The sequence below is a fragment of the Pseudomonas sp. SCA2728.1_7 genome, from assembly GCF_018138145.1.
Taxonomy (GTDB): Bacteria; Pseudomonadota; Gammaproteobacteria; order Pseudomonadales; family Pseudomonadaceae; genus Aquipseudomonas; species Aquipseudomonas koreensis_A.
In genome coordinates, this window is the sequence record NZ_CP073104.1 from 292,863 (window position 1) to 306,252 (window position 13,390).

Sequence of the window (13,390 nt, forward strand, 5' to 3'; positions counted from 1 at the left end):
GATCTTCTCGACTAAGGATGTGTGGTTTATGGAATCTGCTTTTACGCAAGTCACCGAGCGTTTGCACAACCGCCGCTTCTGCGTGGCGAACAACGCTCAGGGCTTATCCGATGCGCGCACGGTGTTTGAATACTTCGTCGAAGGCGCGGCGGTTTGGGGGACTTATGCGGGTGGGCATATTCGCATGGGCAACCAGGTTGGGCGGGTGACCGGGCCTGACAGTATCGAGCTGCTTTATCAGTGCATCACCACGGATGGCGAGATCCGCGCGGGTTGGTCGCGGGGTGTGGTGGGGGTTGATGAGGCGGGGCGGACGACGTTGCGGTTTGTGTGGGGTTGGTTGTCGGGGGCCGAGGGGGGCGGGGAGTCGAGTTATGTTGAGGTGGTCGCTTAGCGATGGGGCATCTTGTGATTATCGCGTGCTGCTCGGCACTAATCTTTCAACGCAAGGATGGCTATGTCTGTAGATCTTGATGAGTTGCTGGAACGTGTCACCGATGAGCAATCGTTCATCGATTTCGTCGCGGCGCTGGGTGCTGATTTCTCCCGTGAGCGGGCACTGGAGAAGGCGACACCATCGTCTGCTTATCAGGCGGGTGCGTTAGGCTGGGAAAATGGATCGGTCGATACGTTTCTTGATGCTGCGGCTGCTTGGGCGATGGCTACTTCGAGGAGTGCTCAGGCGGATGCTGCCGTTTCTAATGTCTGGCAACGGTGCGCGGAGATTTTGTTGGCTGGGAAGTTTTACGAGTGAGGCTCGCAGATCATCCGCTTTAGGCCTGCATTTTTTTGATAAGAAAACGCCCAAGGGTTTGGCGTGTCCTGGATGGTTAGGACCGCTTACTGCCTTGGGCGAGATGGGCGCAGATCAGGTGGGTGCAATGTAGACGTCAACTCTTCGCCATCACATCCCACGTCCGCATCACCTGCGTAATCGCCGCATCAATGCTCTCAATCGGCGTGTCATCCCGAGCAAGGATGGAAATCCCCTGCAGGAAACTGTCGAACACCGTCGCCATGGCGGCGGCGTTCGTGTCGTCCGCTAACAGTCCTTCACTCACACCACGCTCGACACACGCCACAATCCCCGCGCGGGTTCGGGCGCGGGAGTGGGTGAGGGCTTGAGCGACGTGGGCATTTTCCGGACTCGGCGCGCTCATGACGCCGAGGGTGACCATGCAGCCTTTGGGGTGGCCGTCGTCGCATTGCATGCGTGCTGACTGGCGCAGTGCGGTTTCGAGGGCTTGGCGTGGCGGCAGACTTTCGTCCCACAGGCATTCGGTGACTTGGGCGAAGGTCGCGAGGTAACGCTGCACGCATTCGTCGAACAGGGCTTCTTTGGAGCCGAACGCGGCGTAGAAGCTCGGTGCGGAAATGCCGCCGCCCAGTTCAGCCTTCAACAGTGAAAGGGATGTCGAGTCGTAGCCGTGTTGCCAGAACAATTGCATGGCCTGGTTGACGGCGTCGTCGCGATCGAATGCGCGGGGGCGGCCGGTTCTGGCCATAGCAAAGACTCCTCGGAAAGTGATTTGGATACTAGTCGATACATAAGTCGTTGACAACGTGCCTCGGCTGCCGCCAGTATTTTATATCGATCGGTACGCAAGTCTGAATTTCCAAACTCAAGGAGTTTCCCGTGACACCTTCATTGACTCTAACGGCGGCGCCCAAACGCCTGCCCATCGGTGCGCTGCTGGCGCTGGCCATGACCGGTTTTATCTGCATCGTCACCGAAACCCTGCCCGCCGGGCTGTTGCCGCTGATCAGTGATGGTCTGGCGATTTCACCTTCCATGGCCGGGCAGATGGTCACCGCGTACGCGCTGGGCTCGGTGCTGGCGGTGATCCCGATGACCATCGCCACGCGCGGGTGGCGTCGACGCAATGTGTTGTTGCTGACCATTGTTGGTTTTCTGTTGTTCAACTCGATTACGGCGTTGTCGTCGCACTATGGCGTGACGCTGGTGGCGCGTTTCTTTGCGGGGGTGGCGGCAGGGTTGGCGTGGAGTTTGTTGGCCGGTTATGCGCGGCGGATGGTCGAGCCGGATCAGCAGGGCAAGGCGTTGGCACTGGCCATGGTCGGCACGCCGATCGCCTTGTCACTGGGCGTGCCGCTCGGCACTTGGCTGGGTGGCCTCGTCGGGTGGCGCACGACGTTCGGGTTGATGTCGGCCCTGACCCTGATGCTGATTGTCTGGGTATTGGTGAAGGTGCCGGACTATCCGCCGCAGCCTGCGCATCAGCGCCTGTCGTTGCGCCGCGTGTTGACTACGCCGGGTGTGCGGCCGGTGCTGGCGGTGGTGATCAGCTGGATGCTGGCGCACAACATTCTCTACACCTACATCGCACCGTTTGTGGCGCCGGCGGGGTTGGCGGATCGCGTGGATCTGGTGTTGTTGGTATTTGGTCTCGCGGCGTTGGCGGGGATTTGGTTGACGGCGAAACTGGTTGAGCCGCTGTTGCGCAAGACCGTTCTGGTGAGTCTGGCCACGTTTGCACTGGTGTGCGTAGGGTTCGGCTTTTACGGACGGGTGCCGGAGGTGATTTATCTGGGCGTGTTGGTGTGGGGATTGAGTTTTGGCGGTGCGGCGACGCTGTTGCAGACGGCTCTGGCGGATGCGGCGGGGGATGGCGCAGACGTGGCGTTGTCGTTGAATGTGGTGGCGTGGAATAGCGCGATTGCAGGCAGCGGGGTGGTCGGCGGGGTGCTGTTGGATCGATGGGGAGTTGCCGCTTTCCCATGGGCGATGGTGGTGTTGGTGGCGGTGGGGTTTGTGATTGCCTGGAGTGCTCGGGCGCATGGGTTCAGAGCGGGGCCGCGTGGGGCGGGAGCGGCGGCCGTGGTTGGGCACTGAAGGTTTTTCAACGCCGCTCATTTTTTGAAGTGCGCAAGAAGTTGCGCAGTGACTTTCTTTTTTTCTCGGGTGAATGCTCTGTAGCCCACGTCGTTATTGGCCTCCAGCCAAGTGCGCAACTTCTTGCACACCACTGCGCAAGAAGTTGCGCACTTCTCTTGGTTTTTCATCGGCTTAGCGTCAAGAAAAGTGAATCGATGGCCGCAAAGCCTTGATCTGTATGGGTTGCATGAAAGCTGGCATGAAGTTTGATGGCTCAAGGCCACTCCGGTGAGCAATGGTGCCCGCCGGGTACGTCTTTTTGAGCAAGGAGAGCATCCCCATGGCAACACCAGCGTACATGTCCGTCACTGGCGAAAAACAAGGCCTGATCACTGCAGGCGCTTTCACCGCTGACTCCGTAGGCAACACCTACCAGGAAGGCCACGAAGACCAGGTTATGGTTCAGGCTTTCACCCACGACGTGATCATCCCGCGTGACCCGCAATCCGGTCAGCCAACCGGCCAGCGCGTGCACAAGCCAGTTGTGATCACCAAGGTCTACGACAAGGCTTCGCCTCTGCTGCAAGCGGCGCTGACTTCCGGCGAGCGCATGAGCGAAATCGTTATCCAGTGGTACCGCACTTCTGCTCAAGGCACCCAAGAGCACTACTACACCACCAAACTGGAAGACGCGATCATCGTCGCCATCAACAACAAGATGCACAACTGCCAGGATCCGGGCAATTCGCATTTCACCCACCTGGAAGAGGTGCAGTTCACCTACCGCAAAATCACCTGGACCCACGAAGTTTCCGGTACTTCGGGTTCGGATGACTGGCGTGCGCCAGTCGTTTAATTACGGCTGATGGTTGTACCGCCCCGATCGGCATCGCTGGTCGGGGCGCAATCACTTCTAAAGAATTTTTTGCCAATAGCCCCTTGAGGGCTGTTGCGCGTCGCAGCACTGCGCGAGGAACAAGGGATGTTCTCACCGGCCAACCAGCCTCATTTCAATCTGACCGTCGATGGCATCGACAGCGACTTCCAGGTGCTGTCGTTCACCGGTCGTGAGGCCCTCAACACGCCGTTCGAATTCGAGCTGGAACTGGTCAGTGAAAAGGCCTCGATCAACCTCGAAAGCGTGCTGCACAAACTGGCGTTTCTTCAGCTGTCGCCAACCGGCACTGGCATTCACGGGCTGGTCTACAGCATCGCCCAGGGCGAGGCGGGCAAGCGCCTGACCCGATACAAGATCTCCCTGCGCCCACAACTGGCCTACCTCGCGCACCGGGTCAATCAGCGCATTTTCCAGCAGATGACCGTGCAGCAGATCATCAGCAAGGTCTTGGAAGAACACGGCATCCTCGCCAGCGATTACCACTTCCAGCTCAGCGCGATTTATCCCGAGCGCATTTACTGCGTGCAGTACGACGAGTCGGACCTGGATTTCATTCAGCGCCTGTGCGAGGAGGAGGGGATTCACTACCACTTCCAGCACACCGCCAGCGGCCACAAACTGACCTTCGGCGATGACCAGACGGTGTTCCCGAAACTCGCGCCAGTGGCCTATCAGCAGGACTCCGGGCTGGTTGCCGACAAACCGGTGGTCAAGCGCTTCGGCCTGCGTCTGGCCACCCGCACCAGCCGCACCACGCGCCGCGATTACGACTTCGTCAAACCGAAAATCGAGCTGGAAAGCGACGCCAAGAGTTCGGCTCAGCCAGACCTCGAAGACTACGATTACCCGGGCCGTTTCGTTGATCGCGAGCGCGGTAAACACCTGGCCAATCGCGCACTGGAACGTCATCGCAGCGACTATCGTCTGGCCGAGGGTAATAGCGATCAGCCGATTCTGGTCAGCGGGCATTTCCTCGCCCTGACCGACCACGCGAACTCGACCTGGAACGATCTCTGGCTGCTCACCGAGATCTTTCACGAAGGCAAACAACCGCAGGTGCTGGAAGAGTCGGTGACCAGCGACACCACCGACCTCAAGGACGATTTTCACCAGGGCTACCGCAACCGCTTCAGCGCGATCCCGTGGGACGTGCCGTACCGTCCGCCGCTCGATCACCCGAAACCGAAAGTCCTCGGTACACAAAGCGCCGTGGTTTGCGGTCCCGAGGGTGAAGAGATCTACTGCGACCAGTACGGCCGGGTGAAGGTGCAGTTCTTCTGGGATCGCGAAGGCAAGCACGACGACATGACCAGTTGCTGGATGCGTGTCGCGTCGAGCTGGGCAGCCGAGACTTTTGGTTCGATCAACATTCCGCGTGTTGGCATGGAGGTGTTGATCACCTTCCTCGAAGGCGATCCCGATCAGCCGCTGATCACCGGTTGCCTGTACCACGGCGCCAATCTGCCGCCGTACAAACTGCCGGATTTCAAGACCCTGGCCACGGTCAAGAGCAAGGAATACAAGGGCAGTCGCGCCAACGAACTGCGCATCGACGACACCACCAGCGAGATCAGCATTGCGCTGCGCAGTGACCACGGTGCGAGTGCGATCAACCTCGGTTACCTGACCCATCCGCGCCCGAGCGGTGGTCAGCCGCGTGGTGAAGGTTTTGAGTTGAGAACCGATCGCCACGGCGCCGTGCGTGCGGCGGCCGGTCTGCTCATCACCACCGAACCACGGCCGAACGAATCCAAGCACCACAAGGATCTGCCGGAAACTGCCGAGCGTCTCGCCACGGCCAGCGATCAGCAGGATGGCTTCGCTGTACAAGCCAAAGAGTTACAGGCCCAAGAGGCTGGCGATCAGGACGACGTCGCCAAAGCGCTGCATGCCCAGCATCAAGGCGTGCTCGGCAGTGGCCCGGCCAACCTCACCGCCAACGAATTCCCCGAGTTCACCGAGCCGCATCTGGTCCTCGCCAGCCCGGCCGGCATCGCCCTGACCACGCCGCGCTCCAGCCACATCGCCACCGGCGAACACCTGGCGCTTAGCAGTACCGGTCACACCAGCCTGTCGATTGGCAAACGCCTGCTGGCCAGCGCCAGTCGTGGCATGCGCCTGTTCGTGCAGAGCATGGGCTGGCGGCTGGTCGCCGCCTCCGGCGACATCGACGTGCGCGCACTGAAGGACAGCATCAACCTGCTGGCCAAACTCAACATCACTGCCAACGCCGATCGCATCACCATCACCGCGAAAACCGAACTGGTGATTCAGGGCGGCGGCAGCGCGACGACTTACAACGCCGGCGGCATCACCCACGCCACCAGCGGCCCGTACACCGCGCACGCGGCGAACTTTGCCTACACCGGCGCGAAAAGTCTCGCCGGGGTATTCCCGGAACCACCGAAACCCGGCAAGGGCAACCTTGAATTGTTCAACCAGTACGCCGGGCGTCAGGGCATCAAGGAAGGCGATTACGAAGTCATCGATGCGCTGGGCAAAAGCATCAAGGGCAAGCTCGACGGCAAAGGTTTTGCCAGCGTCGCCGGCGCTGCGCCGGGGCCGGCGCGCGTGTTGTTCGGCAAGGATCCGGCGGACACCTGGAGCGATGGCAGTTACATCGGCAAACCGGAGTGGCCGTTGAATCCGCCGGGGGCCGAAGACGTGCCGAGTCAGGTGCAAGCAATGGTCGCTCAAGTGTTGCCGAGCAAGAGTTGGGACCTGTTGGAGAAGGGCAAGGACATGGCGCAAACAGGGATGAGTGCGATGCAGACGGCGCAAGGTGCGATGCAAACGGCGCAGCAAGTGAAGGGTGTGGTGCAGGGCGGCGTGGCCGGCTTGCCGAAATTGGCGAGTGCGGCCATGCCGAGTGCGTCGGGGATTTTGGGGGCGGCGGGTAAGGCCGGCAAGTTGCCGAGCCTGCCTGCACCGAGTCTGCCAAAACCTTCCTTGAGAACCCCGGGCCTGCTGGCGGGTGAGATGCTGTCATGACGACTGAAATCGTAAAACGTGAGCCTCAGGTTGCTATCGTTCCACTGAACGCCATCGACATCCAGGACGTTGCCAGCAGCGCAGCGACCTTCGATGCCTGGTTGCAATCAGCCACGGATGGCGTGGTCACCCTTGATCGGATCAAGAACGTCGCCGGCGCCTTACCCGTGGTGGGCAACATCATGGCGTTGGTCGATGCGCTGGGTGACATCGTCACCCTGTCGAATGCCCAGAAGCGCGACCTGCTGGCGTGGGCCAGCCTGGGCATCAATCTGATCGGTGTATTGCCATTACCGCCGGCCATGGCGGCGGCGCGCATGACCCTGCGCCCGACTTTGTTTCTGGTACGCCAAGAGATGAAGGCCACCAGCAAAATGCTGCTCAGTGCATCCGTGATCGAGGTGCTGGTCGGGCACCTGAACGCCTCTATCATGGGCACCCTCGACGACTTCGTTGAACAGGCCAAAGGCAAGTTGCCCGGGATTCTTGCGGACGCTGGCAAGCTCGGCGAAGAGGTCATAAATGAGATTGCCACGGGCATCGAGGCGGTCGCTTTCGGCAATCTGGATGCCAAAGGTGATCTGAATGCGGCCAGCGCCCAGGCAAGCGCAGCAGTCGATCAATTCAAGAATGATCCGCTGGCCTCATTCAGCAATGTTTTCGGGGCTGCCGCGAGTGCTTATAAAGCGGCTGGCAAGGGCCTTGCCAACAGCGTGGCGCAAAATCTGGTACCCGATGACTTCAAGAAAAACGTCTCCGAAGAAACCAAAAAACTGCGGGTAATGGGTCCGGAGCTGCGCACCCAACTGAGCAAACTCGACGATGAGTCGGTGCAGAACTCCATTGGCTGGTTGCTACTGATCCTCTCCAGCGCCGTCACCCTGTGGCGCAAGCGCAATGCCCATGGTCAGAGCGCCGCGGTCCATCCAGACAAGACTGGACAGGCAAAGCATACGGCGTCCGATGGTCAATTGGGATCCAGTGGTCAACAGGCTCCTGCGAAAGGCGCGCCCGAGCCGAAGAAAAACGGCGCCTGCACGGGCACATGTAAAAGCATCAGTTTTGCCTTGGGTTCTGAAAGACTCAGTCATACTGATTTCAGCTTGCCGGGGCCTTTCCCTGTCGAGTGGACGCGCATATACAACTCACGCCTCGACGCCTACGATCATAGCGAACTCGGCGCTCGCTGGATTTCTGAGTTCACCACACGTTTTGACTGCGTGGACGATGGCCTGGCGTTCTACGGCGCCGACGGCCGCGACCACAGCTACCCACTGCCAAAAGTCGGCCTGTTCCACTACGACGCCATCGAAGACATCACCCTGGTCCGCAACAGCGAAGATCAGCTGTTGCTGTGCCGTGGTTTCGAACGCAAGGAAACCTACGTCCGCCGTGGCCAGCGCTTTGTGCTGAGCAATATTTCGCTGCGCAACGGCGCCGGGATCATGCTGCATTACGAGCATCGCCACGGCGAACACTCGCTGCTCTCCGACCTGATCACCTATCAGGAAAACGACTTCACCAAAGTCCATTTGCACCTCGGCACGATGATCGACGATCACGGCCGGTTTATCGGCCTCTGGCAGATCGTTGACGGAGAACCGTTACGACAACTTTGTGCGTACCAATACGACGCCTATGGCGACCTGATTCAGGCGCAGGACGAGAACGGCGCCGTCTGGTCGTATCAGTTCGAGCATCACCTGATCACCCGCTACACCGACCGCACCGGGCGCGGCATGAATCTGCAGTGGGATGGCCAGAGCGCCAAGGCCAAAGCCATCCGCGAATGGGCCGATGACGGCAGCTTCGACACGCGTCTGGAGTGGGACGAAAACATTCGTCTGACCTACGTCACCGATGCCCTCGGCAACGAGACCTGGCACTACTACGACATCCTTGGCTACACCTATCGCATTCGCTACGCGGACGAGCGTTCGGAATGGTTCTTCCGCGACGAGGCCAAGAACATCGTGCGCCGCGTCAATGCCGACGGCAGCACTGATCGCTACAGCTACGATGAGCGCAGCAACCTGCTCGAACACATCCGCGCCGATCACACGGTGATGCATTACGCCTACGACGATCAGGATCTGCTGATCAAGATCAGCGATGCCGAGGGCGGTCAGTGGCAGCGCGCCTATGACGACCAAGGCAATCTGGTCGAAGCGCTGGATCCGCTGGGCAACAAAACCGAATACGCCTACAACAAATCCGGCCAGGCGACCGCGATCAAGGACGCCAACGGCAACGAAAAGAAGTTGGACTACAACGACGCCGGGCAACTGGTGGAGTACGTCGATTGCTCGGGCAAAGCCAGCGCGTGGGAGTACAACGAACTGGGGCAAATGGTCTGCTTCACCGACGCTGCCGGCAACGCCACCGAATACGAATACAAGGCCGGCCAACTGGTGCTGATCAAGCATCCGGACAAGACCGAAGAGCGCTTTGATCGTGACGCCGAAGGTCGGCTGTTGGCGCACGTTGATGGACTCGATCGCTGCACCACCTGGAGCTACAGCGCTGCCGGTTTGATCGCCGAACGTATCGATGCCGCCGAGCAAACCCTGCGCTATCGCTGGGACCGTCTCGGACGGTTAACGGCGCTGGAAAACGAAAACGAACAACGCGCGCATTTCCATTACGATCCGGTCGGACGCGTGTTGGAAGAAAGCGGCTTCGACGGGCGCAGCACACGCTATCAATACGATGCGCAAACCGGTCGCCTTGCCCAATCGATCAATGGCAACCGTGTGATCTCGGTGAGCTTCGACTCGATGGGCCGTTTGACTGAACGTCGCGCCACCTTGGGCGATCAGTCGCAAAGCGAGACCTTCGCCTACGATGGCAACGGCAACCTGGTGCGGGCTGATAACGCCGACAGTCGCCTGCAATGGTTTTATGATCCGGCAGGAAATATTCTGCGTGAGCACCAACACTATCTGGGGTTGGACAGCCCGGTGGTCGCGGTCTGGCGGCATGAATACGACGTGCTTAACCAGTGTATCGCCACGACCCGTCCAGACGGCCACCGTGTCAGTTGGTTGACCTACGGCAGTGGCCACTTGCTGGGCCTAAGACTGGACGATCATGAACTGGTTGGCTACGAGCGTGACGACCTGCACCGCGAAGTCGCCCGCCATCAAGGCAACCACCTGGTACAAACCCAAAGCTGGGATCCGGTTGGTCGCTTGCAGGAGCAATTGCTGGGACGCAGCGACGACAAATCTACGCTGCTCAAACGCGAGTACAGCTACGACGCTGCCGGGCAACTGACCGACATCAACGACAGCCGCCGCGGCCCGCTCGCCTATCGCTACGATCCCGTTGGCCGACTGCTCAGCGCCACCACACGCCAAGGCGTGGAAACCTTCGCCTTCGACCCGGCCGGCAACCTGCTCGACGACAAGGCGACAGAAATTCGCCGCCCACTGGACCTGACCCCACCGCGCAGCAAACTGGTCGACAACCTGCTGCGCGAATACGCCGGCACCCACTACGACTACGACGAACGCGGCAACCAGATCCAGCGCTGGCACAACGGCCAACGCAGCGACCTGCGGTGGGATCTGTTTGATCGACTGGTGCATTTCGAAGACCCGCGCCTGAGCGTGGATTTCGCCTACGACGCACTGGGACGCCGCCTGCATAAAAACTCCCGCGCGCACTACAAACAGCGTCCAGAAGCAGGCTCTCTCTGGAACAGAAACGAACACGCCCGCAAACAACGCGAACTCGGCTGCGGCTTCACCTTGTACGGCTGGGACGGCGACAACCTCGCGTGGGAAAGCAGCCCGGCGCAGAGCGATGGCGAAGCGGGTCGCACGGTGCACTACGTCTTTGAACCGGGCACTTTTGTCCCTGTGGCGCAGGCTGTACGGCATGCGCCAATTGATCTGATCGGGTTGCCGGATTACAGCGGTGAATACAGCCTTGATGAAGATCCAGTGTGGAATCACAAGGCGACGGCATTACCGTTTGATGCGCTGGCCTGGTATCAGTGTGATCACCTCGGCACGCCGCAGGAATTGACGGACTCGCAAGGCAACATGGCCTGGACCGCGCAGTACAAGGCGTGGGGACAGGTGACGGAGCAGCGCTCGGAGTGGGCGCGGCAGCATGGCGTGATGAACCCGATACGGTTCCAGGGGCAGTATCACGATCATGAGACTGGACTGCATTACAACCGATATCGATACTATGATCCTGCGGTAGGAAGGTTCCTCAGCAAAGACCCGATAGGATTTGCGGGCGGAACCAATCTTCATCAGTACGCACCGAATCCTACAGAGTGGATCGATCCACTTGGGTTGGCGAGAAAGGCTCCCTCCAAGTTTGCCAAGCGGGATGGTGAAGGTGCGAGCGCTGCTGATATCGCAGCCAGTAAAATTGATGGAGGCCATCGCCGGGGCCAAGAAGCATGCCGAGAGGAACTATTGGAGGAAAGCGGCTCGGATGACTATGTATGTTGGCGATGTGGCGGTAGTTCGAAAAACCCTAAAGATATGCATTTGGGGCACACCAATGTCCCGACCTCCAAGGGTGGTAACCTTGCGATGGTTAACATCGCCCTTGAAGGCGCTTCGTGTAATCTGAGTGCTGGTAGTAGTGGTTATGTCAAAGAAGGCATGTCGTGTGTTGAACGTGGAAGCTGTGGAGCACCCTATGGTCGATGATCAATCAGCAGAACTCATCCGTGTGTATGCCGGAAAAAACTCAAAAGGTCCGGTATTTGAACAGCTACCGGCTCGCAAAATTGACGAACATACATATGAGCTTCTGTCTTCCCCGGGGCTGGCTTTGAACCTGGCACGAGGAGATATAATTTCGTTAGAAAATCCTCAGACACACGCCGAGGTTTTGAAGAGGGGGGGCAATTTTTGTATCCACATCTACTCCAAACACATTTCGCCAGAGCGGCTGGAGGTGCTTGAGGCGGATGTTGCAAACGAGCTCAACGGTACCTTGGACGGCGTATATAGGGGGAATTTGTCATTAGCAATTCCTGCGGAAAATGGAATGGATAGAATTGCGAAATTTTTTAACGCCTTCTATGAACAGACCGGGGTTCAGTGGTACTACGCGAACATCTACAAAAATATCGATGATGCAGAAGACGAAACGCTGCTCAATTGGTGGTTGGATAGTTAGAGGGGAATGACTGGAATAAGAATGTGGATTATTTTCGGCAGTAGAACCAGTAGGTGTAGTGAATTTTTCGGGAGCTGCCGTGAAGGAAAGTGCGGAGTTGCGTCCCAGTCCGTCCCAGATAAATATTTGTGAGAAGGACGAACTGGTGGTGCATGCTCCTGAGGAAATGGTTGCCGTCGCCTTGCAGACTGTAGGCCAGTCCCCGGTTTATGGCAGCAGAGTTGACTGCCTGAAGGAGGGACTGTTAGCTGGTTCATACACTGCGGTGAGTATTCAGCGGCGGTTGTTTTCTAAACGCACGTTAACTGCTCTGGGACAGACCACGTTTCTGAAGGTTTTTAAACGTGGTTTGCCTAATAAAGTCTAGTCGGCTTATCACCCTGAGCGTATAGAATGAAAGGTACCTTTCACAAGATTGTCTTTGAGTTAACGCCTGACGAGGATGATTATCCTCCTGTATCTGCTGAGTCGATCTGGGGCATCTATTCCGGTGATGGCACCTATACCTTAGACAATACTCCCTATTACGTTTATGGCGTGAGTAAGGGAGATTCCGTGCAGGTAAAGTCCAGTGGCGATGAGATGATAGCTGTGCGTGTCGCAAAACAGGGTGGCCATTCGACTGTCAGAGTTTTTGCCAGTGATACTGAAGAGAAAAGAAAAATAATCGCTCATCTTCATCAGTTAGGTGCCTCGTGCTCAGTTAGTCAGGAAGTGTCGCTGTTTACAGTGGATATTCCCTCAGATTGTGATTTTTTCGCAATCGACAGATATTTGTCTGATATTGCTGATGGGGAAAATACTGCATATGAGGATGCTTGTCTGCAGCACTCAGATATTGAGTCATCTCGTCTAGGGGAGTGCCTGTCATTGGCTTCTTTACCACTACTAGCTCATTGATTGAGTAAGCCCTAAGGGGGCATGGAGACAGGCCGTGAGCTGGAGTTTATTAATCGTAGTCTGTCCCTATTAATACTCACTCCTTAAGGACCTGAAATGGAAAAGGTATTTTTTAACTTGATCGTCGAAGACGATTACCCTCCTGTATCGAGCGAAAGCGTTTGGGGCGAAAAAACGGCATCCGACACATTCATTGTGAAGAACATACCGTTTTATTCGAGAGATGCTTGTCTTCATGATGAGGTTGCTGTCATCGCCGGTGCAGACGGTGAGCACCTTTTCGATAAGGTCGTCACGAGCAGTGGTAACAGCACCATTCGTATAATTTACTTTGCTGAAGGAGTACCTTACATCTCGCCCGTGCTGGACTCCCTAGTCAATATAGGTTGCAAGTGGGAAGGAATGAGTGAGAAATTCTTTTCCATCAACATTCCTGCGGAGGTTTCCTTCGATGAGGCGATAGACCTGCTTGCTGAGGGCAAAGCTAAAGACTGGTTGGATTTCGAGTATGGATTGGTCCGACAGTAGAGACGCCTACCTAGTAGGCGGAGGGTAACCGTCCGGCCAACTCACCTTCCTGACCCCGACGCCAAAGGCGATTGTGTATACCTAAT

General features: G+C 57.8%; 11 protein-coding genes. 10 read left to right on the top strand and 1 reads right to left on the bottom strand.

The annotated features are described in order from the left end of the window. Positions 1–28 precede the first annotated feature (28 nt). A complete protein-coding gene (locus tag KBP52_RS01190; protein WP_212621804.1) occupies positions 29–394 on the top strand; it encodes a hypothetical protein in 366 nt (121 codons plus the stop codon). A gap of 63 nt (positions 395–457) precedes the next feature. Then, positions 458–754 carry a hypothetical protein gene (locus KBP52_RS01195; protein ID WP_212621805.1) on the top strand — a complete coding sequence of 99 codons (297 nt, stop codon included), beginning with the start codon at positions 458–460 and terminating at the stop codon, positions 752–754. A gap of 136 nt (positions 755–890) precedes the next feature. Here the strand turns inward: KBP52_RS01195 and KBP52_RS01200 are convergent, their stop codons facing one another. Next, positions 891–1,505, bottom strand: a complete 615-nt coding sequence (locus tag KBP52_RS01200) for a TetR/AcrR family transcriptional regulator (RefSeq protein WP_212621806.1) — start codon at positions 1,503–1,505, stop codon at positions 891–893. A 131-nt stretch (positions 1,506–1,636) separates the two neighbouring features. Between KBP52_RS01200 and KBP52_RS01205 the strand changes: the two genes are divergently transcribed. From KBP52_RS01205 to KBP52_RS01240, 8 genes are all read left to right on the top strand, one after another. Then, the gene (locus KBP52_RS01205; RefSeq protein ID WP_212621807.1) at positions 1,637–2,854 is read left to right on the top strand and encodes an MFS transporter; all 1,218 of its coding nucleotides are present in this window, start codon (positions 1,637–1,639) and stop codon (positions 2,852–2,854) included. A gap of 322 nt (positions 2,855–3,176) precedes the next feature. Next, the gene (locus KBP52_RS01210; protein ID WP_007918282.1) at positions 3,177–3,692 is read left to right on the top strand and encodes an Hcp family type VI secretion system effector; all 516 of its coding nucleotides are present in this window, start codon (positions 3,177–3,179) and stop codon (positions 3,690–3,692) included. Between the two features lie 126 nt (positions 3,693–3,818). Next, the gene (gene tssI, locus KBP52_RS01215) at positions 3,819–6,725 is read left to right on the top strand and encodes a type VI secretion system tip protein TssI/VgrG (protein ID WP_212621808.1); all 2,907 of its coding nucleotides are present in this window, start codon (positions 3,819–3,821) and stop codon (positions 6,723–6,725) included. Beyond that, positions 6,722–11,401, top strand: a complete 4,680-nt coding sequence (locus tag KBP52_RS01220; protein WP_249122231.1) for an RHS repeat-associated core domain-containing protein — start codon at positions 6,722–6,724, stop codon at positions 11,399–11,401. The genes tssI and KBP52_RS01220 overlap by 4 nt, the downstream gene beginning before the upstream one ends. Beyond that, the gene (locus KBP52_RS01225) at positions 11,391–11,876 is read left to right on the top strand and encodes a DUF4265 domain-containing protein (RefSeq protein WP_212621809.1); all 486 of its coding nucleotides are present in this window, start codon (positions 11,391–11,393) and stop codon (positions 11,874–11,876) included. The genes KBP52_RS01220 and KBP52_RS01225 overlap by 11 nt, the downstream gene beginning before the upstream one ends. A 79-nt stretch (positions 11,877–11,955) precedes the next feature. Continuing rightward, positions 11,956–12,243: a hypothetical protein gene (locus KBP52_RS01230; RefSeq protein ID WP_212621810.1), complete on the top strand. Its 288-nt coding sequence runs from the start codon at positions 11,956–11,958 to the stop codon at positions 12,241–12,243. 26 nt (positions 12,244–12,269) lie between these two features. Continuing rightward, a complete protein-coding gene (locus KBP52_RS01235; protein WP_212621811.1) occupies positions 12,270–12,776 on the top strand; it encodes a DUF4265 domain-containing protein in 507 nt (168 codons plus the stop codon). A gap of 96 nt (positions 12,777–12,872) precedes the next feature. Continuing rightward, a complete protein-coding gene (locus tag KBP52_RS01240; RefSeq protein WP_212621812.1) occupies positions 12,873–13,304 on the top strand; it encodes a DUF4265 domain-containing protein in 432 nt (143 codons plus the stop codon). Positions 13,305–13,390: the final 86 nt, after the last annotated feature.